Below are 20,974 nucleotides of genomic sequence, written 5' to 3' on the forward strand. Positions count from 1 at the left end.
CAGGAGGCCGGCAGGGCGGGCGTGATGAGGAACAGAAGCTAAAAACAACATCTGGTTCCTGAAATGACAAAGATCACCTCGTTGCCCGCCGACGACAGTACGTGCGGTTGGTATCACCTGAGCAAAGGGCGGCGCATCAAGGCGCCGCACAGCGGCCACAGCACGGCGCGCTGGGTTGTGGTCGGTGCCGGTTTCACCGGCCTTGCCGCGGCACGCCAGCTGGCGCTGAACTTCCCCGACGAGCAGATCGTGCTGCTGGAGGCTCAGGAGGTTGGCTTCGGCTCGTCCGGGCGTAACGCCGGGTTCGCCATCGATCTGCCCCACGATATCGGCGCCGACGACTACATCGGCGACATCGGCGTGGCCCGCACGACGCTCAAGCTCAACCTCAGTGGTCAGTCGTATCTCAAGGAACTGGTGGAGCGCTACCAGATCGATTGCCAGATGAAGCACTGCGGCAAGTACCAGGCCGCCGTCGAGCCCCGCGGCATTGCCGTGCTCGAAGCCTACCGCCGTGGCCTGGACAAGCTCGACCAGCCGTACCAGATGATCGAGGCCAGCGAACTGCCCGAGCACATCGGCACCCACTTCTATCGCAAGGCCCTGTTCACCCCGGGCACCTCGCTGATCCAGCCGTCGGCGCTGGTCAAGGGTCTGGCCGACAACCTGCCGGCCAACGTCACCCTGTACGAGCGCACGCCGATCACCGAGGTCGAGTACGGCAACAAGACCGTGCTGCGCCACGCCAACGGCTCGATCACCACCGACAAGCTGGTGCTGACCACCAACGCCTTCGGCATGAGTTTCGGCTTCCTCAAGGGCCGCATGCTGCCGGTGTTCACCTATGCCAGCCTGACCCGGCCGATGACGGCCGAAGAACAGGCGCGCCTGGGCGGCAAGCCTTACTGGGGCGTGATCCCCGCCGACCCGTTCGGCACCACGGTGCGGCGCACCCCGGACAACCGCCTGCTGATCCGCAACAGTTTCAGTTTCAATCCCGACGGCCGGGCCAACGGCAAGTACCTGGAGCGCTTTGCCTTGCGCCATCGCGATTCGTTCGAGCGGCGTTTCCCGATGTTGTCCGGCATGCCGTTCGAATACACCTGGGGTGGCGCGCTGGCCATGTCGCGCAACCACATGGGTTACTTCGGCGAGTTGGCGCCCAATGTATACGGCGCCCTGTGCTGCAACGGCCTGGGTGTGACCCGCGGCACGGCCACCGGCAAGTTGCTGGCCGACTGGCTGGCGGGCGAAAAGAACGAACTGATCGACTTTGTGCGCAATGCCCCAGGGCCGTGCGCCAACCCGCCGGCGCCCTTGGTGTCGCTGGGCCTGAACCTCAACCTGAAGTGGGGCCAGTACCGGGCCGGGCAAGAAAGTTGAATTGAATTAAAGCGTTGTAACTGACGGTTTATTTGCTGGGTCATCGCGACCCGGCCTGCGGTTTCTATTGCGTGCTGTTTTCCGCCCGAAGTGCAACTTCGGGTTCACGGTGCTGAAGTTTCTTTCAGCGGCGCGGGTTCGCTCGGGCGGAATTCAGGGTGCGTTTGATGGTGGCAGGAGAAAATAATGACAACTAACAATGTATCTATCGAAGATGTACCGCTTAATCGCTTTCACCAATTGCTCACCTTGCGTTCGGGCGGCGGCTCGTTCGTCGACGGTTATGTACTGAGCATCATTGGCGTGGCCATGGTGCAGATGGCCGCCGGCCTTGCCCTGAGCAGTTTCTGGCAAGGCATGATCGCCGCCTCGGCGCTGATCGGGATCTTCTTTGGCGGTTTCCTCGGCGGTTGGTTGACCGACCGCTTTGGCCGCAAGCGCGTGTTCTTCGTGGGGCCGGTGCTGTTCATCCTGGCCTCGGTCAGCCAGTACTGGGTCGAGTCCGGGCTGGTGCTGTTCCTGCTGCGCTTCGTGGTGGGCATTGCGGTGGGTATCGAGTACCCGGTGGCCACTTCGCTGCTGGTGGAGTTCCTGCCCAAGAAGAACCGCGGCCCGCGCCTGGCCACCCTGACCATCCTCTGGTTCGCCGGTGCTGCGTTCGCCTACATCCTCGGTGATTTCCTGCTGCGCAATGGCGGTGACGATGCCTGGCGCTTGGTGCTGGCCAGCCCGGCACTGATCGGCGCACTGCTGTTCCTGATCCGCCTGGGCACCCCCGAGTCGCCGCGCTGGCTGCTCAGCAAGGGCCGCGCCAGTGAAGCCGAAGCGGTGATCAAGGGCGTCTACGGCAGTGGTTTCTCGCTGCGCAACCTGCCCGAGGAGCCAGAGCAGAAGAAGCTGTCGTTCCTCAGCCTGCTGCACTCGGGCTATGGCAAACGCATGATGTTCGTCGCCGTGTTCTGGTCCTGCTCGGTGATCCCGGTGTTCGCCGTGTACGCCTTCGCCCCCAAGGTGCTGGGCGCGCTCAACCTCAAGGGCGACTGGGCTTCGTTCGGCTCGGTGGCGATCACCTTGCTGTTCGTGGTCGGCTGCATCATCGCCACGCGCCTGATCAACAGCATGGGCCGGCGCAACATGCTGATCCACAGCTTTTTCTGGTCGGGCCTGGCCCTGCTGGGGCTGGGGGTGTTCCACGCTGGATCCGAAGTGCTGATCCTCGGCCTGTTCGGCGCCTACGCCTTGTTCATCGGCGGTGCCCAGGTGCTGCAGCTGGTCTACCCGAACGAGCTGTTCCCCACCGAAATCCGCGCCAACGCGGTGGGCGTCGGTACCTCGCTGTCGCGCGTCGGCGCGGCGGTCGGCACCTGGCTGGTGCCCATGGTGCTGGATAGCCACGGCATCGCCTTCACCATGTATGCCGCGGCCGCCGTCACCCTGATCGGGCTGGTGGTGTCCTTCGCCCTGGCCCCGGAAACCCGCTCGCTGAACCTGCAGCAGGCAGCGTCGCTGGCTTGATTCGTCACACCGCGCCGGGTGTGACCGGCGCGGCCTGAAACCTTGCGTTCACTGGAGAACCTCATCGTGAAATTCGAAGGCATCTACACCCCGGCAATCACCCCCCTGGCCGCCGACGGCTCGATCGACAAGGCAGCCTTTGCCGATGTTCTGGAATACCTGGTCGAGTCGAAGATCCACGGCGTGATCATTGGTGGCTCCACCGGCGAGTACTACGCCCACACCACCCAGGAGCGCGTCGAACTGGCCGCCCAGGCCAAGGACGTGCTCAATGGCCGCCTGCCGCTGATCGTCGGCACCGGTGGCATCCGCACCGAAGACGCGGTGGCCTTCGCCAGCCACGCCAAAGAGATCAAGGCCGATGCGCTGCTGGTCGGCACCCCGCCGTACGCGCTGCCGACCCAGCAGGAAATCGCCCTGCATGTGAAAGCGGTCGACGCCGCCGCCGGCCTGCCGATCATGCTCTACAACTACCCGGGCCGCATGAGCGTGAGCATGGGCGAGGAATTCTTCGACGCCGTGGCCGACGTGAAGAACATCGTCGCCATCAAGGAAAGCTCCGGCGACATGGCCCAGCTGCACCGCCTGGCCATCCAGCGCCCGAACATCCAGCTGTCGTGCGGCTGGGACGACCAGGCCCTGGAGTTCTTCGCCTGGGGTGCGAAAAGCTGGGTCTGCGCAGGCTCCAACTTCATCCCGCGCGAGCACGTGGCCCTCTACGAGGCCTGCGTGATCGAGAAGAACTTCGACAAGGGCCGCAAGATCATGGCCGCCATGATGCCGCTGATGGACTTCCTCGAAGGTGGCAAGTTCGTCCAGGCAATCAAGAACGGCGTGGCCCTCAACGGCCTGAAGACCGGCGGCGTGCGCAAGCCGCTGTACGACCTGGACGCTGGCGAAAAGCAAGAGCTGGGGCGGGTGGTCACTGAACTCAAGCGCAACATCGCCCAGATCACCGGAGGTGCCTGAAAATGGCTGACTTGCTGAGCAAGGATCAATACGCGGCCATCGCCGCCGACCTGCAACTGCGCACCAAGGCGTTCATCGACGGTGAGTTCCGCGATGCCATCTCGGGCCGCACCTTCGTCACCAGCAACCCGGCCACCGGCAAGCAGTTGGCTGAAGTCGCCGCCTGCGATGTCAACGACGTCGATGTGGCTGTTGCGGCAGCCAAGCGCGTGTTCGAAGCGGGCACCTGGTCGAAGATGCAGCCGAACGACCGCAAGCACGTGCTGCAGAAGTTCGCCCAACTGCTCGAAGACAACGCCCACGAGCTGGCGGTGCTGGAAGCGCTGGACAGCGGCAAGCCGGTCAGCGAGTGCCAGACCGTCGATGTGCCGGAAACCATCCACACCATCCGCTGGCATGCCGAGCTGATCGACAAGATCTACGACGCCACCGCCCCGACCGGCAACGCTGCCGTGACCATGGTGGTGCGTGAAGCCATCGGCGTGGTCGGCCTGGTGCTGCCGTGGAACTTCCCGCTGCTGATGCTGGCCTGGAAGATCGCCCCGTCGCTGGCTGCCGGTTGCTCGATCGTGGTCAAGCCGGCCAAGGAAACCACCCTCAGCGCCCTGCGCGTGGCAGAGCTGGCCCATGAAGCCGGTATCCCGGCCGGTGTGTTCAACCTGGTGCCTGGCGGTGGCCGTGAAGTGGGCGAGGCCATTGGCCGGCACATGGACATCCCGATGGTCAGCTTCACCGGCTCCACCGACACTGGCCGGCTGTTCCTGAAGTACGCCGCCGAGTCCAACCTCAAGCGCATCGTGCTGGAGCTGGGTGGCAAGAACCCGGCCGTGGTCATGAACGACTGCGAAGACCTGGACGAGGTGGCTCAGTTCGTTACTGCCGGCGCGTTCTGGAACATGGGCGAGAACTGCTCGGCGTCCTCGCGCCTGATCGTCCACAAGGACGTCAAGGACGAGCTGCTGAGCCTGATCGGCAAGCACCTGAAGGACTGGAAACTGGGTGATCCGCTGGACCCGGACAACCGCCTGGGCGCGATGGTCAGCAAATCGCACTTCGAGAAGGTCAAGTCGTACCTGGAGTACGCCGCAGAGCAGAAACTCAAGGTTGTCCAGGGTGGCGAGACCGAGCAGGGCGTGTTCGTGCAGCCGACCATCGTCGATGGCGTGGCCCGCGACAACAAACTGTTCGTCGAGGAGATCTTTGGCCCGGTGCTGAGCGTGACCAGCTTCGAGACCATTGACGAAGCCATCGAACTGGCCAACGACACGGTCTACGGCCTGGCCGCCTCGGCCTACACCGGCAGCCTGCGCAATGCGCTGCGTCTGTCGCGGGAGATCCGCGCGGGTGTGGTGACGGTGAACTGCTTCGGCGAAGGTGACGTCACCACGCCGTTCGGTGGTTACAAGGAGTCTGGCTTTGGTGGTCGCGACAAGTCCATCTGGGCCCACGACCAGTACACGGAGCTCAAGACCATCTGGATCAACGCTTCGTAAAAGAGCAGTACCGGTGCTGTTCTGACGGAGTTCGGCACCGCCACTGGCCTCATCGCCGGCAAGCCGGCTCCCACAAGGTCCACGAAAACCCTGTGGGAGCCGGCTTGCCGGCGATAGGGCCAGACCTGCCTACTTGAACTTAGGCCCCGAACGGGTATTCAAGCCCTTGGCCATGCGGTCATACAGCACCACATTCACCGTCGCCGCCAGGTTCATGCAGCCCTGGGTCGGAATATAGATGGTCTCCTCGCACCACCCCCGCACATCCTCGCTCAGCGAGCCATCCTCAGGCCCGAAGATGTAGATCGCCCGATCCGGGTGGGTGTACTCCGGCAGCGGCCTGGCACCGTCCACCAGCTCCACCGCCACCGGCGTGCAACCCAGCGGGATGATGCGCTGCAGGTCGTCGATGCCGATCAGCGGAATGTCGTAGTGCACGCGCTTGGTGTCGGTGACGAAGTCGCGGGCGCGCTCGTAGCGCTTGCCGGTGTAGAACACCGAATTGACCCCATAACAGCCTGCCGCACGCATCACCGAACCGACGTTCTCGGCGGATTTGGGGTTGAACAGGCCGATGCAGCTGTACCGTTTGTTCGCCACGAGTCGGGCCCTTCGCAAAAAAGAGCGCGATTATACGGGGTCGCCGACGCGGTGGGGGCGGGAATCGACGTTCAGTCTTTTTTCAGCAGGCTCGCCAGCCCGGCGAACGGGTTATGGGTGGCCACGGCGGTTTTCGGCGAGCTCAGCGAGCCTTCGCTGAAATACTGCTGGTCGGTGTAGCGCGAGTGCTCGTTGTCGTGGCAGTACAGGCACAGCAGTTCCCAGTTCGAGCCGTCCTGGGGGTTGTTGTCGTGGTTGTGGTCACGGTGGTGCACGGTCAGTTCCGACAGGCGCTTGCCGGAAAACTCGCGGGTGCAGCGGCCGCACACGTGGGGGTACATCTTCAGCGCCTTGTCGCGGTAGCCCATTTCCTTGTCGCGCTTGGCGTCGGCGAGGATGCGGTCGAGGCGGGCGGTGGCAGCGGAGGTGGAGCTCATGGTGTTACCTTTTTTCTGATCAGGCGAATGACGGTTATAGCGTCGAGTCTAGCGCGCCTGTGGCGTCAGCGGACAGGCAAAAACGCAAGGTTCGGCCTAGCCTGTAGCAAGGTTCCCGACAGGAGGTGGCAGATGTTGCATGCGATCCTCGCCGCGCTGCTGAGCGCCGCCACCCCCATGGCCGATGCCGCCGGCCAGCAGGCCGGCCCCCTTACGCCCGCGCCTGGTGCGCCCGGCACCGCGACCCCTACACCGTATCCGCAGATCACCCCGAGCACGCCGCCCAAGGCCGGCGCCAACCGCCCCGGTGCACCGCTGTTACCGCCCATGCCGGTGCCTGGGCCGCCGAAGGACCAGCCATTGCCTGGGCTGAACCAGGACCCGCCGAAAACTCCAGGGAAGGGCGACTAGACCTGGCGTGCCAGGCTTTGCCCGTCCTGCATGCGCAAGCGCTTGGACAACGCCACCGCCAGGGCGCGGATGATGCGTGCGGCGATGCGCGGCGCGTCCATCAGCATTTTTTCCAGTGAGTCCTTGCCCAGGGTGAGCAATTGGCAATCGCTGGCCGCGACGCAGGTGGCCGAGCGCCGCTCACCGTCGAGCACGGCCATTTCGCCGAAGGCACGGCCCTTGCGCAGGGTGGCGATCTCCACCAGGGCGCCGCTGGCGTCGGTCTTGCGCACCGAGACCACGCCGCGGTGCAGGATGCACATGAACGTGCCGGCATCGCCTTCGCTGAAAATGGTCTGGCCTTCGGTGATGCTGGTGAGGCTGAAATAGCCGGCGGCGGCAAGGTAGTCGCCGGGTTGCAGGGTGTCGAACTGGCCGCAGTCCATGAGCATGTCGCGGATTTCGGCGTTGAGGTGGGATTGGTCGGGCATGTGTTGTTCTTCTTCGAATGTCTTGATCCCTGTGGGAGCGGGTTTACCCGCGAATGCTGCAGTGGCTTCACTGACGCTTTCGCGGGTGAACCCGCTCCCACAAGGGCCGTTTCACCTTCATGTCGGGTGACCGAACCCTATGACAACCAAAAACGCGTTTTACACCACACCCAGCTCATTGAAGACGAACGCATATTCCAGCGCCACGTCGCGCAGCCCCTGGTAACGCCCGCTCATGCCGCCGTGGCCGGCGCCCATTTCGGTCTTGAGCAGCAGCAGGTTGCTGTCGGTCTTGCGCGTGCGCAGGCGCGCCACCCACTTGGCCGCTTCCCAGTACTGCACGCGGCTGTCGTTGTAGCCGGCGATCACCAGCATGGCCGGGTAGGCCTGTGCCTTGACGTTCTCGTAAGGCGCGTAGGCCTTGATCCGTTCGTAGATCTCGGGCTCTTCGGGGTTGCCCCATTCGTCGTACTCGGTGACGGTCAGCGGCAGCTCCGGGTCGAGCATGGTGTTGAGCACGTCGACGAACGGCACTTCGGCGATGGCGCAGCGGAACAGCTCCGGGCGCAGGTTGAGCACCGCGCCCATCAGCAGCCCGCCGGCGCTGCCGCCGCTGATGGCCAGGCGCTCGCGGGCGGTGATGCCCTCGCTGATCAGGTGCTCGGCGCAGGCGATGAAGTCGTCGAAGCTGTTGTGCTTGTGTTCCTGCTTGCCGGCCCGGTACCAGGCTTCGCCCAGCTCGCCGCCGCCGCGCACATGGGCGATGGCGAAGGCCACGCCGCGCTCCAGCAGGCTCAGGCGGGCATGGGAGAACCAGGGGTCGAGGCTTTCGCCGTAGGCGCCGTAGCCGTACAGATAGAGAGGCACGGTCTTGCCCAGGTCGGCGCGGCGGCGCACCAGGCTGATCGGCACGCGGGTGCCGTCCTTGGCCACTGTCCACAGGCGCTGGCTGACATAGTCGTCGGCATCGAAAGCGCCCAGCACCGGGGTCTGCTTGAGCACGGCCTGCTCACCCGTGGCCAGCTCCAGCTGGCGCACCTGGGCCGGGCGGTTGAGGGCCTCGTAGCGCAGGCGGATGCGCGTGCTGGCGAACTCCAGGCTGTCCTGCACGTAGAGGCTGTAGGCCGCGTCCGGCAGCTCCACGCGGTAGGCCGGCAAGCCTTGCGGGCGCACCTCGATGATCGGCAGGCCACCTTCGCGCAGGCTCAGGCTCAGGGCCGAAGCGTTGAGGCTCACGCCTTCGAGCATGATGTCGTCGCGGTGTGCGACCAGCAGCTGCCAGTCGGCGCGGGTCGGTACCTGGTCGGCCGGGGCGTGGTACAGGGCGAAGTTGATGCCGTCCTGGTTGCTGCGGATGAACCAGCGCCACTGGCCGTCGAGCTGGCCGTGGTCGGGGAAGTACTCGTGGCCTTCGACCCGTGGCGCCAGGCAGGTGAACGCGGCCTGCGGCGTGGCGGCGTCCAGCACCCAGGCCTCACTGGTGGTCTTGCTGTTGAGCAGCAGCACCAGCTGGCGTTCGGAGCTGGCGCGGTAGCAGTGCAGGAAGAAGCGCCCGTCGGGCTCTTCGAACACAGTGGCGGCATCAGCCTCGCCGAGGGTGTGGCGGCGCAGGCGCCAGGGGCGGTGGGTGTCGTCCAGTTCGGCGAAGAACAGCGTCTGGCTGTCGTTGGCCCAGGTCATGCTGCCGTCGCAATCGTCGAAGGGCAGGGTGGTCAGCGCGCCGTTGGCCAGGTCCTTGACGTACAGGGTGTAGATCTCGTCGCCGCTGGTGTCGAGGCTGTAGGCCAGCAGGCGGTGGTCGGGGCTGATGTTGAATGCGCCGAGGGCCAGGAAGCCGCCATTGGCCAGGGCGTTGGGGTCGAGCAGCAGTTCTTCGCGGCTTTCATCCACCGTGTTGCTGTCATCCGCCGGGCGCGGGCAGCGGTAGTGGCGCGGGTACTCGTCGCCGGCGGTGGTGCGGGTGTAGTACAGGTACGGGCCCCAGGGCGAGGGTAGCGACAGGTCGGTCTCGAGGATACGGCCCTTGATTTCTTCGAACAGTTGCTCGCGCAAGCTGGCCTGGTCGGCCAGGCAGGCCTCCTGATAGGCGTTTTCCGCGTTCAGGTAGGCCAGTACTTCGGGGGTGTCGCGGTCTTGCAGCCAGGCGTAGGGGTCGGTGCCGGGGGCCTGGTGGGCGACGGGGGGCATGATTGGCATTCGGTGTCTCAATGATTGAAGGCAGCCTGTGCCGGCCATTTCGCGGGTAAACCCGCTCCCACAGGTAATGCGCAATCCCTGTGGGAGCGGGTTTACCCGCGAAAGGGCCGGCGCAGACTACAACCGCATCAGAACAACCAGTGATACAGCGCGTAAGCAACTACCACCGCCAGCACCGGCCGCAGCACGCGGTAAGCCTTGGGGTTGGCGCGCTTGAACTGCTTCACGCGGGAGCTGATCACATTGCTGAAACGCTTGCTCCAGGCATACGCCTGGTTGATCCCGCCCACGCGCTCGTCATCGGTGTTCTGCGGTGCGGTGGCACGGCCGAGGAAGGCGCTGACCTTGCGGTTGATGCGGGTCATCAGCGGGCTGTTGAGCGGGCGCTCGACATCGCAGAACAGAATCACCCGGGTCATCTCGGTCTCGTTCTTCACCCAGTGCACGAAGGTCTCGTCGAACATGACGTCCTCGCCATCGCGCCAGGCGTAAGGCTGGCCGTCGACGTAGATGCGGCAATTGTCCGAGTTGGGAGTGGACAGGCCCAGGTGATAGCGCAGCGAACCGGCAAACGGGTCACGGTGCGGGTTCAGGTGGCTGCCGCCGGGCAGCAGGGCAAACATCGCACCTTTGACATTAGGAATGCTGTTGACCAGTTCGACGGTCTTGGGGCACAACGCCTCAGCCGACGGCAGCGCCTTGTCGTACCACTTGAGGTAGAACCGCTTCCAGCCCTTCTTGAAGAACGAGCCGAAACCGGCATCGTTGTCTTTTTCCGCGGCTTTGATGTAACCCTCGTCGAACAGGCGCATGGCCTCTTCGCGGATGGTTTGCCAGTTGTCCTTGAGCACGTCCAGTTCAGGGAAGCGCTGGCGGTCGAGGTACGGCTTGGAAGGCACGCCGGAGAACAGGTACATCAGGCTGTTGTACGGGGCGAACAGCGCCGAATGGTTGACGAACTGGCGCAACACCGGCAGACGCGCCTTGCCGCGCAGGTGTACGAACAGCACGCTGCCGAAAAAGACCAGCAATACACCGGCCTTGGCGACAAAGGAAAAGGTCATGCAACACTCCTTGGAGGGGAAATCTGGCCATCCCCGAATAGCCGGACATCATAACCCCCTCCGGGGGAGCTGCAAGCTCCTAGCTGTAAGCGGCAAGCTGATCTGCGTCAACTCAGGCTTTGATCTTGCCGCTTTGATCTTGCCGCTTGAAGCTTGCAACTTGCTGCTTACTGCTGGTTTTCCTGGTCGCTGAACATGTCGCTGAACAGCATGCTGGACAGGTAGCGCTCGCCGGAGTCGGGCAGGATTACGACGATGGTCTTACCCTGCATTTCCGGCTTCTCGGCCAGGCGCACCGCCGCCACCATCGCCGCGCCACACGAGATGCCACAAAGGATGCCCTCTTCCTGCATCAGACGAATGGCCATGGCCTTGGACTCCTCCTCGGTAACCGTCTCCACCTGGTCGACGATCGACAGGTCGAGGTTCTTCGGCACGAAACCGGCGCCTATGCCCTGGATCTTGTGCGGGGTGGGCTTGAGTTCCTCACCGGCCAGGGTCTGGCTGATCAGCGGCGAGTTCACCGGTTCCACCGCCACCGACAGGATCGCCTTGCCCTGGGTGTGCTTGATGTAGCGCGACACCCCGGTGATGGTGCCACCGGTGCCGACGCCGGCCACCAGCACATCGACCGCGCCATCGGTGTCGTTCCAGATTTCCGGGCCAGTGGTTTTCTCGTGGATGGCCGGGTTGGCCGGGTTGTCGAACTGGCCCGGCAGGAAGTGCTGCGCGGGGTTAGAGGCGACGATCTCGTTGGCCTTCTCGATGGCGCCCTTCATGCCCTTGGCCTTGTCGGTCAGGACCAACTCGGCGCCCAGCGCCTTGAGCACCTTGCGCCGCTCCAGGCTCATCGAGTCCGGCATGGTCAGGATCAGCTTGTAGCCGCGGGCGGCGGCCACGAAGGCCAGGCCGATGCCGGTATTGCCCGAGGTGGGCTCGACGATGGTCATGCCCGGCTTGAGCTTGCCGCTGCTCTCGGCGTCCCAGATCATGTTCGCGCCGATCCGGCACTTCACCGAGTAGCCAGGGTTGCGCCCTTCGGTCTTGGCCAGGATGGTCACGCCGCGCGGGGCGATGCGGTTGATCTGCACCAGCGGCGTGTTGCCGATGGAGTGGGCGTTGTCTGCGTAGATACGGCTCATGACAGGTGTCCTTGAACATGAAACAGCAGGGAAAAACATCAGGGTAAGCCTGCAACGGGGGAGCGTAAAGCCTGATCGCGCTTGCCGGGCGGCCGGTCGTGACGGACCATTCAGGGACTGAATACCGGGTCTGCGTTTGCAGGCGTCGGGGCTGGGGTTATAGTCGTCGCCAACAATCAGCGCTTGTCCGCAGCGGCCTCTTCGCGGGTAAACCCGCTCCCACAGGCAATGCAGTCGCTTGTGGGAGCGGGTTTACCCGCGAAGAGGCCCTCGAAGCCCTCAGAGGATCGGTTCATGAAGTTCGAAGGCACCCGCGACTACGTCGCCACAGACGACCTGAAACTGGCGGTCAACGCGGCCATCACCCTGGAGCGCCCGCTGCTGGTCAAGGGTGAGCCCGGCACCGGCAAGACCATGCTCGCCGAGCAACTGGCCGCCTCGTTCGGTGCGCGCCTGATCACCTGGCACATCAAGTCGACCACCAAGGCCCACCAGGGCCTCTACGAATACGACGCGGTCAGCCGCCTGCGCGACTCGCAGTTGGGCACCGACAAAGTCCACGATGTGCGCAACTACCTGAAAAAGGGCAAGTTGTGGGAAGCCTTCGAGGCCGAGGAGCGGGTGATCCTGCTGATCGACGAGATCGACAAGGCCGACATCGAGTTCCCCAACGACCTGCTGCAAGAGCTCGACAAGATGGAGTTCTACGTCTACGAGACCGACGAGACCATCAAGGCCAAGCAGCGCCCGATCATCATCATCACCTCCAACAACGAAAAAGAGCTGCCCGACGCCTTCCTGCGCCGCTGCTTCTTCCACTACATCGCCTTCCCCGACCGCGACACCCTGCAGCGCATCGTCGATGTGCACTACCCGAAGATCAGCGAATCGTTGGTCAGCGAGGCGCTGGACGTGTTCTTCGACGTGCGCAAGGTGCCGGGCCTGAAGAAAAAGCCCTCCACCTCCGAACTGGTCGACTGGCTCAAGCTGCTGATGGCCGACAACATCGGCGAAGCGGTGCTGCGTGAACGCGACCCGACCAAGGCCATCCCGCCGCTGGCCGGGGCCCTGGTCAAGAACGAGCAGGACGTGCAACTGCTCGAGCGCCTGGCCTTCATGAGCCGGCGCGGCAACCGCTGACAGGAGCCGGGCCATGCTGCTCAACCTGTTCAATGAAATGCGCGCGGCCAAGGTGCCGGTGTCGGTGCGCGAGCTGCTCGACCTGCACCACGCCCTGCAGAAGGGTGTGGTGTTCGCCGACATGGACGCGTTCTACTACCTGGCCCGGGCCATCCTGGTGAAGGACGAACGCCATTTCGACAAGTTCGACCGCGCGTTCGCCGCCTACTTCAAAGGCCTGGACAACCTCGACCGGCACATCGAGGCGCTGATCCCCGAAGACTGGCTGCGCAAGGAGTTCGAGCGCTCGCTGAGCGACGAGGAACGCGCGCAGATCCAGTCCCTGGGCGGCCTGGACAAGCTGATCGAGGAATTCAAGAAACGCCTCGAAGAGCAAAAGGAACGCCACGCCGGCGGCAACAAGTGGATCGGCACCGGCGGCACCAGCCCGTTCGGCTCGGGCGGTTTCAACCCCGAGGGCATCCGCGTCGGCGAGGCCGGCAAGCGCCAGGGCAAGGCGGTGAAGGTATGGGACCAGCGCGAGTACAAGAACCTCGACGACCAGGTCGAGCTGGGCACCCGCAACATCAAGCTGGCGCTGCGCCGCCTGCGCAAGTTCGCCCGTGAAGGCGCCGCCGAAGAGCTGGACATCGACGGCACCATCGACCACACCGCCCGTGACGCGGGGCTGTTGAACATCCAGATGCGCCCCGAACGGCGCAACACCGTTAAGCTGCTGTTGCTGTTCGACATCGGCGGCTCGATGGATGCCCATGTGAAGGTGTGCGAAGAGCTGTTCTCGGCCTGCAAGACCGAGTTCAAGCACCTGGAGTACTACTACTTCCACAACTGCGTCTACGAGTCGGTGTGGAAGAACAACCTGCGCCGCACCTCGGAGCGTTTCGCCACCTTCGACCTGCTGCACAAGTACGGCGACGATTACAAAGTGATCTTCGTCGGCGACGCCGCCATGGCCCCCTACGAGATCACCCAGCCGGGCGGCAGCGTCGAGCACTGGAACGAAGAAGCCGGGTATGTGTGGATTCAGCGCTTCATGGAGAAGTTCAAGAAGATCATCTGGATCAACCCGTACCCCAAGCAGGCCTGGGAGTACACGGCGTCGACCCATCTGGTGCGCGACCTGATCGAGGACAAGATGTATCCGCTGACCTTGCAGGGGTTGGAAGACGGGATGCGTTACCTGTCCAAGTGATGTTGCCTGCTCTGGCCTATTCGCGGGTAAACCCGCTCCCACAGGAATAGCGCTGCTCTTGAGGGCTGTGTCGAACTTGTGGGAGCGGGTTTACCCGCGAAAGGGCCAGCAGCTTCACCGCCAACGGTGCAGGTATAGCTGCTGCTCCCGCCACGCCTCATCCTGCACCACCGCCCTGAACCGCACCGAAGCCCCCGGCATGCACTGCGCCAGTTGCGCCAGCGCCAGCGGCGTCAACGCGCCCAGCCGCGGATAGCCACCAATGGTCTGCCGGTCATTGAGCAGCACGATCGGCTGCCCGTCCGGCGGTACCTGCACCGCGCCCAGCGGGATGCCCTCGGAAATCATCGGCGCCCCCTGATAAACCAGCTGCGGCCCGAGCAGGCGGATGCCCATGCGGTCGGCGCGACTGTCCAAGGTCCAGTCGCGGTTGAACGCCTCGAACAGGCTGGTACCGCCGAAATCGCCGATCTGCGCACCCATCACCAGATCCAATACCGGCTTGTCGGCGTACGCCGGGCGCAGCTCGTGTGGCACGTGGGAGCGGCGGTGCGCCGCTGCGACTTGCCCCGCGATAGCTGCACCTGCTCGCAGCACCTCCCCCTTCAACAGCGCCCGGCCCTGGCCGTCCAGGCCACCCAAAGCCTCCCGTACTACCGTGGCACAACTGCCCAGCACCGCCTCGGCGGTGAAACCGCCGGGCGCCGCCAGATAAGCCCGCACGCCCTCGCGCGGCTGACGCAAGCTCAGACACTGCCCCTTGCCCAGCCTGAAACTGCACCAAGGCGCCACAGGCTGGTCATCGATACGCGCATCCAGATCAGCCCCGGCCAGCGCCAGCACGCAATCCTGCTCGGCGACCACGCTGAAACCGCCCAGGGCGATCTCGACCACGGCGCTGTCCAGGTCATTACCCAGCAGCCAGTTGGCCCAACGCATGGCCACCCAATCCAACGCCCCGCCCTGGGTCACCCCCAGGTGCCGCACACCGAAACGCCCGGCATCCTGCAACAGGCACAGCGCGGTGCTGGCCTCGATTCTCAACTGGCTCATGCCTGGGCCTCCAACGGGCTGTCGTCACCGCCCAGGTTGATGAATTCAGCCCGATCAACGGCCACGAATCGCACCCGATCGCCCGGCTGCAGCAGGCTGTAGCCTTCGCGCTCACGGTCGAACAAGCGCACCGGGGTGCGCCCGATCAGGTTCCAGCCGCCCGGCGATACCGCAGGGTAAGCGGCCGTCTGGCGCTCGGCGATGCCCACGCTGCCCGCCGCCACGCGCTTGCGCGGGGTGCTCAGGCGCGGGCTGGCCAGGCGCTCGTCGACCAAGCCCATGAAGCCGAAGCCGGGGGCGAAACCCAAGGCGAATACCGGATAGTCGCGACCGCTGTGCAGGCCGATCACCTCGGTTTCACTCAGCCCGCTGCGGGCGGCCAGCACTGGCAATTCTGGGCCGACGCTTGCGTGGTACCACACCGGGATCTCGTGGCGCCGCCCGGCGGTGCCGGGATCCGGCTGCAACCCTTCGAATGCTTGCACAATGCGCTGGCGCGCCTCGCTCGGCGCCAGGTCGAACTGCACCATCAGCGTGGTATAGGACGGCACCAGGTCGATCAGTTGCGCGCCGAACACCGCCCGCAGGCGCTGGCTGGCGGCGAGGATCCAGGGCATGTTGGCCTCATCGATACGCTCGAACAGGCGCACCATCAGGCTATCGAACGCCACCACCTCGATACGCGGCGTCATGGCAGCTCCAGCGCGTCGAGGGCCTGGCGGATCTGGCGCACGGCAGCCACCGAGCTGTCGTTGTCGCCATGCACGCACAGGGTGCTGGCATTAAGGCGCACGGCGCTGCCGTCATCGGCCACCAGTGCTTCACCCCGGGCCAGGCGCAATGCCTGCTCGACCACCAGCGCCGGCTCGTGGTGCACCGCGCCCGGCAGGCGCCGCGACACCAGGTGACCGCTGGCGGTGTAGGCACGGTCGGCGAAGGCTTCGAACCACAGCGGCACACCGATTTCGTCGCCCAGGGCCTGGGCGGCGCTGTTGTCAGCGGTGGCCATCAGCATCAGCGGCAGATTGCTGTCGTAGGCGGCCACGGCTTCAAGCACCGCACGCAGCTTTTGCGGGTCGGCCATCATGTCGTTGTACAGCGCTCCATGGGGCTTGATGTAGGCCACCCGGCCGCCCTGCACCTTGCAGATGCCGTCCAGCGCGCCGATCTGGTAGTGCAGCAGGTCACGGATCTCCTCGCTGCTGCAGGCCATGGAGCGGCGACCGAAGCCCACCAGGTCCGGGTAGGCCGGGTGCGCGCCAACGGTCACGCCATGCTCCAGCGCCAGGGCCACGGTACGGCGCATGATGCTCGGGTCGCCGGCGTGGTAGCCGCAGGCGATGTTGGCGCAGTCGATGTACGGCATTACCTCGGCATCCAGGCCCATGCGCCAGCTGCCGAAACTCTCGCCCATGTCGCAATTGAGTAGCAGGCGCTTCACTTGGCTGTTTCCCGTGTCGATGTTCATGCTGCCTACCTTAGCGTGCCTGCAGTTGTTTGCCGCGGGTTTCCGGCAGGCTCAGCGCCGCCAGGATCACCACGCCGTAGGACACCGCGGCGAAGGCGCCAATGCCAAGACCCAGCGGTACCTTCTGGCTGAGCAGGCCGATCAGCAGCGGGAACAATGCCGCGAAGACCTTGCCGATGTTGTAGCAGAAGCCCTGCCCCGAGCCGCGGATGCGGGTGGGGAACAGTTCGGTGAGGAAGGCGCCCATGCCGCTGAAGATGCCCGAGGCGAAGAAGCCCAACGGCAGGCCCAGCCACAGCATCACGTCATTGCTGACCGGCAGCTGGGTGTAGAGCAGCACGATGATGAACGAACCCACGGCGAACAGGATGAAGTTCTTCTTGCGCCCCAGCAGGTCGGACAGGTACGCGCTGACCACGTAGCCGATGTAGGAGCCGACGATCACCGTGGCCAGGTAGCCGCCGGTGCCGAGCACGCTCAGGCCGCGCTCGTTCTTGAGGAAAGTCGGCAGCCACGAGGTGATGGCGTAGTAACCGCCGAGCGCGCCGGTGGTCAGCAGCGAAGCGCGCACGGTAATCCAGAGCATGCCGGGGGCGAAGATCTCGTAGAAGTGCGAGGGCTCGGCAGCGCGTTCGGCGGCCTTGGCTTCGCGGTAGACCTCCGGATCTTTGACCAGGCGGCGCACGAAGATCACGAACAGCGCCGGCAGCAGGCCGAGCAGGAACAGCGCGCGCCAGGCTTGTTCAGGTGGCAACCAGGAGAACAGCAGCGCATAGAGGATGGCGGTCAGGCCCCAGCCGATGGCCCAGCCCGACTGCACCATGCCCACCGCCTTGCCGCGGTCCTGGGCGCGGATCACCTCGCCGATCAGCACCGCGCCGGCAGTCCATTCGCCGCCAAAGCCGAAGCCCATCAGGGTGCGGGCGATCAGCAGCTGCTCGTAGTTCTGGGCGAAGCCGCAGAGGAAGGTGAAGAAAGCGAACCACAGCACCGTCAGTTGCAGGGTGCGTACCCGGCCGATACGGTCGGAGAGGATGCCGGCGATCCAGCCGCCCAGGGCCGAGGCGATCAGCGTGCTGGTGTGGATCAACCCGGCCTCGGTGGTGCTGATGCCCCAGAGCATGATCAGGGTGGGCACGACGAAACTGAGCATCTGGGTGTCCATGCCATCCAGGCCATAGCCGATCTTGCAGCTCCAGAAGGTGCGTCGTTGCTGGGAGTCGATGTCGCGGTACCAGGCGAAGGGGCCGCTCGAGGATCGGGCGGGGGCCTGCTGCTGCACGCCGGTCGGGTTCATGTATGCCTCGGCTTGTTGGTATTGTTTTACGGGCGACGTCGAGGTCGCGGCCTGACTGCCATGTTCAGAGCCAACGCCTCCAGCGTCCAACGAGAAAATCCGCCGGTCTGGAACAAGAAAAACTGATCATGAACCTTCGTTTCCTCGAAACCTTCGTCTGGGTCGCCCGGCTCAAGAGCTTTCGCCTCACCGCCGAGAAGCTGTTCACCACCCAGGCCTCGGTGTCCAGCCGCATCGCCGCGCTGGAGGCCGACCTTGGGGTGAAGCTGCTGTTGCGCGACTCGCGCGGGGTCAGCCTGACGCCCGAGGGCAGCAAGGTGCTCGAATACGCCGAGCGCATGCTCGACACCGCCAAGGCCATGAAGCAGTCGCTGGACAGCGACCGCGCCAAGACCGGGCGGATTCGCCTGGGGGTGATGGACACGGTGATCCACACCTGGATGAGCGCGCTGGTGGCGGAGCTGACCGAGCGCTACCCGCAGGTGGAGATCGAACTGGTGGCCGACACCGCGCTGAACCTGCGCGAGCAGCTGCACAAGGGCTTTCTCGACGTGATCCTGCAGACCGACCTGCTGCGCGAGCCGTCGATCCGCAGCCTGGACCTGGCGCGTTATCCCATGGGCTGGATCGTTGCCGCCGGCTCCATCCACCACCGTGACTATGCGTCGCTGGCTGAGCTGGGCCGCGAACGCATCGTCACCTTCTCGAAGAATTCACGGCCTCACCAGGAGGTGCTCAGCCTGTTGCAGGGAGCCGGGGCCGAGGCGCCGCGGTTGAACTGCGTGAACTCGGTGGCGGCCATCACCCGCTTGCTGCGCGATGGCTTCGGCATTGGCGCGCTGCCGCCGGCGCTGGTGGACAGCGAGTTGAGCCGGGGTGAACTGGTGCTGCTGGAGGGGTTGCAGCCACCGCCGAGCCTGGAGCTGGTGGTGGCCTGGCAGACCGGGGTGGCGCTGGTGGACGAGGTGGTGGGGGTTTGCCGGCAGGTGCTGGAGCGCTATGCGCGGGATGTGGGGGGGCAGCGGATCGTGTTGGTCTGAAGGGCCCAATCGCGGGGCAAGCCCGCTCCCACGCCTTGAACTGGCAGCGTGGGAGCGGGCTTGCCCCGCGATAGGGCCGGCGAGGACTAGCGCCAGCTCTCTTTGACCACCTTGCGCCGCCCCCCCAGGATCACCCAGCCGACCACCAGCAACAGGCTCTCGACCACGAACGCCAGCACGAACCCGGCGCCAATCCCCCAGCCGATCGCCTCGGGCACCAGCAGGATCTGGTAGCTGTAGCCCTTGAGCGTCTCTTCACGCAGCGCCGGTTCCGGCTGCACCAGCACATGCCAGCTGCGGCTCACCCACGAGCCCTGCAGCGCCTGCCACTCGTGCTCCAGCAGCTGGTTGCGGATCAGCAGGCTTTCGATGCTGTTGGCATCGCTGTTGAACACCGGGTCATCGCTGCTGCGGTAATGCTGCACCAGCGCCTGCAGGTCGCCGTTGAAGAAACGCTGGGCGGTCTGGCGGAAGCCGTCGAGCGCCTGACGCGATTCCAGCAGGTGCGCCTCGACCCGCTGGCTGTAGTCCTTGACCAGCCCGGGCACCTGGATACCGGCCAGCAGGCCGAAGGTGAACAACAGCAAACGCAGGTAGCTTCTGAACATGGAGCGTCCTTAGCTCTGGCCGTGGGCGACGCACTCACCATGGCGCCACAGGGCCCATTGGCCCGGCTCGTAGCGGTTCCAGGTCTCGTTCTCGGTCAGGGCTTCGGTGGCGATTACCGTGACCACGTCGTTGGGAGTGGTTTGCGTGTGGAAATCGACGATCAGGTCGACATCCTTCAAGCGCGCGGCGCCGAACGGGGCGCGGCGGGTGATGTGCACCAGCTTGGTGGAGCAGAAACAGAACAGCCAGTCGCCGTCACTGAGCAGGCAGTTGAACACGCCCTTGCCACGGTATTCGGCGCAGGCTTCGACCAGCACCGGCACCAGCTGCTCGACCTCGACCGGCTCGGGGAACGCCTCGCGCACGCGGTTGAGCAGGTCGCAGAAGGCCGCTTCGCTGTCGGTGTCGCCGATCGGCCGATAGAAGGTGCGTTGGCCACTGAACTCGCCCAACTGGCCATTGTGCGCGAAGCACCAGTTGCGGCCCCACAGTTCGCGCACGAACGGATGGGTGTTGGACAAGCACACCCGGCCGACGTTGGCCTGGCGAATATGGCCGATGACCACTTCGCTCTTGATCGGGTAGCGCTGCACCAGGTTGGCCACCTCCGACTCGCTGCTCGCCGCCGGGTCCTGAAACAGGCGCAGGCCGCGCCCTTCGTAGAAACCGATGCCCCAGCCGTCGCGGTGCGGGCCGGTGCGGCCACCGCGCTGCATCAGGCCGGTGAAGCTGAAGACGATATCGGTGGGGACATTGGCACTCATGCCCAGCAGTTCGCACATGTTCGCGGCTCCTGGTTTACAGACGGGGTTCTACGCGGCCCTGGCCCGGGCCGGAACGGCGCACGGGAGCAGGGGCCAGTTCATCGCGGTAACGGTCGTTGCGGTCGGCGGCCACCGGGGCCAGGGCCGGCGCCTCGTCATCTTCCTTGGCCTGGCGCTGGGCCGCGGCCTCACGCTGGGCACGGCGCTCGCCGGCGCGTTTTTCCAGCGGCCAGCGGATCAGCACGAAGACCAGGTACAGGGCGAAGGCGATCATGCCGTACATGGCCAGGTCCGAGGCGGCGCGCCAGGCGTTGTTGCCGACCTTGAAGGCCAGGTCCAGCGCGGTGATGGCAATGGCCGGGGCGAAGCTGTCCTTGACCGGGTCGACGATGGTCGGGCTGAACAGCAGCACGGCGACGATCACCCGCAGCGGCTCGCGCAGCCAGCGCCACATCCAGCCGGTGAGCTTGCAGGCCACCAGCAGGCAACCCAGGGCGGCGACGGCGTAGAGGCCCCAGGCCAACAGATAGTCGTGTTCGGTCATGGTGTTCGTGCATGCCAGGCAAAGAGACGCCTATGATAAACACTTTTACCGGCGCAGGCGCCCCCTCTCCCATTCAGGAACCGCGCCGGCTGCTTCGCGGGTAAACCCGCTCCCACAGGGATTGCGCATTACCTGTGGGAGCGGGTTTACCCGCGAAATGGCCGGCACAGGCTGCCTTCAATCATTG

21 protein-coding genes are annotated in these 20,974 nt (G+C 65.0%); 8 read left to right on the forward strand and 13 right to left on the reverse strand.

What is annotated here, in order from left to right; translation table 11 throughout:
• Positions 1-63: 63 nt before the first annotated feature.
• The 4 genes from RTH46_RS15085 to RTH46_RS15100 all read left to right on the forward strand — a co-directional run bounded on the left by RTH46_RS15085 (position 64) and on the right by RTH46_RS15100 (position 5,360).
• A complete protein-coding gene (locus RTH46_RS15085; RefSeq protein ID WP_316906006.1) occupies positions 64-1,383 on the forward strand; it encodes an FAD-binding oxidoreductase in 1,320 nt (439 codons plus the stop codon).
• A gap of 186 nt (positions 1,384-1,569) precedes the next feature.
• The gene (locus tag RTH46_RS15090; RefSeq protein WP_316906007.1) at positions 1,570-2,898 is read left to right on the forward strand and encodes an MFS transporter; all 1,329 of its coding nucleotides are present in this window, start codon (positions 1,570-1,572) and stop codon (positions 2,896-2,898) included.
• A gap of 66 nt (positions 2,899-2,964) precedes the next feature.
• Positions 2,965-3,867 (forward strand): dihydrodipicolinate synthase family protein, encoded by a 903-nt coding sequence (locus RTH46_RS15095; protein ID WP_316906008.1) that lies wholly within the window; start codon positions 2,965-2,967, stop codon positions 3,865-3,867.
• A 2-nt stretch (positions 3,868-3,869) separates the two neighbouring features.
• Complete coding sequence (locus tag RTH46_RS15100; protein WP_153786680.1) at positions 3,870-5,360, forward strand: aldehyde dehydrogenase; 1,491 nt, start codon at positions 3,870-3,872, stop codon at positions 5,358-5,360.
• Positions 5,361-5,489: 129 nt separating this feature from the next.
• Here the strand turns inward: RTH46_RS15100 and RTH46_RS15105 are convergent, their stop codons facing one another.
• Positions 5,490-5,960, reverse strand: coding sequence for an RNA methyltransferase (locus tag RTH46_RS15105; RefSeq protein WP_046856681.1), 471 nt, complete (start codon positions 5,958-5,960; stop codon positions 5,490-5,492).
• A 71-nt stretch (positions 5,961-6,031) separates the two neighbouring features.
• Positions 6,032-6,397 carry a YajD family HNH nuclease gene (locus tag RTH46_RS15110; protein WP_110992478.1) on the reverse strand — a complete coding sequence of 122 codons (366 nt, stop codon included), beginning with the start codon at positions 6,395-6,397 and terminating at the stop codon, positions 6,032-6,034.
• A 132-nt stretch (positions 6,398-6,529) separates the two neighbouring features.
• Between RTH46_RS15110 and RTH46_RS15115 the strand changes: the two genes are divergently transcribed.
• Positions 6,530-6,808 (forward strand): hypothetical protein, encoded by a 279-nt coding sequence (locus tag RTH46_RS15115; RefSeq protein ID WP_279847794.1) that lies wholly within the window; start codon positions 6,530-6,532, stop codon positions 6,806-6,808.
• Here the strand turns inward: RTH46_RS15115 and RTH46_RS15120 are convergent.
• The 4 genes from RTH46_RS15120 to cysK form a co-directional block, all read right to left on the reverse strand.
• Positions 6,805-7,278: a cyclic nucleotide-binding domain-containing protein gene (locus RTH46_RS15120; protein ID WP_153786682.1), complete on the reverse strand. Its 474-nt coding sequence runs from the start codon at positions 7,276-7,278 to the stop codon at positions 6,805-6,807. The two genes, RTH46_RS15115 and RTH46_RS15120, sit on opposite strands and share 4 nt — an antisense overlap.
• Positions 7,279-7,437: 159 nt before the next feature.
• Complete coding sequence (locus RTH46_RS15125) at positions 7,438-9,474, reverse strand: S9 family peptidase (RefSeq protein WP_316906009.1); 2,037 nt, start codon at positions 9,472-9,474, stop codon at positions 7,438-7,440.
• A gap of 128 nt (positions 9,475-9,602) precedes the next feature.
• Entirely contained in the window at positions 9,603-10,538 is a 936-nt protein-coding gene (locus RTH46_RS15130) for an aspartyl/asparaginyl beta-hydroxylase domain-containing protein (protein ID WP_316906010.1), read from the reverse strand.
• A gap of 167 nt (positions 10,539-10,705) precedes the next feature.
• Positions 10,706-11,680 carry a cysteine synthase A gene (cysK, locus tag RTH46_RS15135; protein ID WP_316906011.1) on the reverse strand — a complete coding sequence of 325 codons (975 nt, stop codon included), beginning with the start codon at positions 11,678-11,680 and terminating at the stop codon, positions 10,706-10,708.
• Positions 11,681-11,974: 294 nt separating this feature from the next.
• Between cysK and RTH46_RS15140 the strand changes: the two genes are divergently transcribed.
• Both RTH46_RS15140 and RTH46_RS15145 read left to right on the forward strand, forming a co-directional pair.
• Entirely contained in the window at positions 11,975-12,820 is an 846-nt protein-coding gene (locus RTH46_RS15140) for an AAA family ATPase (protein ID WP_110992491.1), read from the forward strand.
• Positions 12,821-12,833: 13 nt separating this feature from the next.
• Entirely contained in the window at positions 12,834-14,012 is a 1,179-nt protein-coding gene (locus tag RTH46_RS15145; RefSeq protein ID WP_153786691.1) for a vWA domain-containing protein, read from the forward strand.
• A 114-nt stretch (positions 14,013-14,126) separates the two neighbouring features.
• Here the strand turns inward: RTH46_RS15145 and RTH46_RS15150 are convergent, their stop codons facing one another.
• From RTH46_RS15150 to RTH46_RS15165, 4 genes are read right to left on the reverse strand one after another with little or no spacing between them, the layout of a single operon-like run.
• Positions 14,127-15,065, reverse strand: coding sequence for a biotin-dependent carboxyltransferase family protein (locus RTH46_RS15150; protein ID WP_316906012.1), 939 nt, complete (start codon positions 15,063-15,065; stop codon positions 14,127-14,129).
• A complete protein-coding gene (pxpB, locus tag RTH46_RS15155; protein ID WP_153786689.1) occupies positions 15,062-15,757 on the reverse strand; it encodes a 5-oxoprolinase subunit PxpB in 696 nt (231 codons plus the stop codon). Before pxpB ends, RTH46_RS15150 begins: the two co-directional genes overlap by 4 nt.
• Positions 15,754-16,533 carry a 5-oxoprolinase subunit PxpA gene (locus RTH46_RS15160; protein ID WP_153786688.1) on the reverse strand — a complete coding sequence of 260 codons (780 nt, stop codon included), beginning with the start codon at positions 16,531-16,533 and terminating at the stop codon, positions 15,754-15,756. Before RTH46_RS15160 ends, pxpB begins: the two co-directional genes overlap by 4 nt.
• A gap of 10 nt (positions 16,534-16,543) precedes the next feature.
• On the reverse strand, positions 16,544-17,830 hold the full coding sequence (locus RTH46_RS15165) for an MFS transporter (RefSeq protein ID WP_153786687.1): 1,287 nt from the start codon (positions 17,828-17,830) through the stop codon (positions 16,544-16,546).
• Between the two features lie 128 nt (positions 17,831-17,958).
• Between RTH46_RS15165 and RTH46_RS15170 the strand changes: the two genes are divergently transcribed.
• Complete coding sequence (locus tag RTH46_RS15170; protein ID WP_316906013.1) at positions 17,959-18,870, forward strand: LysR family transcriptional regulator; 912 nt, start codon at positions 17,959-17,961, stop codon at positions 18,868-18,870.
• An 86-nt stretch (positions 18,871-18,956) separates the two neighbouring features.
• Here RTH46_RS15170 and RTH46_RS15175 read toward each other — a convergent pair whose 3' ends face one another.
• Genes RTH46_RS15175 through RTH46_RS15185 form a run of 3 tightly spaced genes read right to left on the reverse strand, consistent with a single transcriptional unit; the run spans position 18,957 to position 20,787 of the window.
• Entirely contained in the window at positions 18,957-19,478 is a 522-nt protein-coding gene (locus RTH46_RS15175) for a DUF2937 family protein (RefSeq protein WP_153786685.1), read from the reverse strand.
• A 9-nt stretch (positions 19,479-19,487) separates the two neighbouring features.
• Positions 19,488-20,261: a class II glutamine amidotransferase gene (locus RTH46_RS15180; protein ID WP_110992483.1), complete on the reverse strand. Its 774-nt coding sequence runs from the start codon at positions 20,259-20,261 to the stop codon at positions 19,488-19,490.
• A gap of 16 nt (positions 20,262-20,277) precedes the next feature.
• Entirely contained in the window at positions 20,278-20,787 is a 510-nt protein-coding gene (locus RTH46_RS15185; RefSeq protein WP_316906014.1) for an MFS transporter, read from the reverse strand.
• Positions 20,788-20,974 lie beyond the last annotated feature (187 nt).

The organism is Pseudomonas sp. zfem004 (assembly GCF_032621715.1).
GTDB lineage: Bacteria > Pseudomonadota > Gammaproteobacteria > Pseudomonadales > Pseudomonadaceae > Aquipseudomonas > Aquipseudomonas sichuanensis.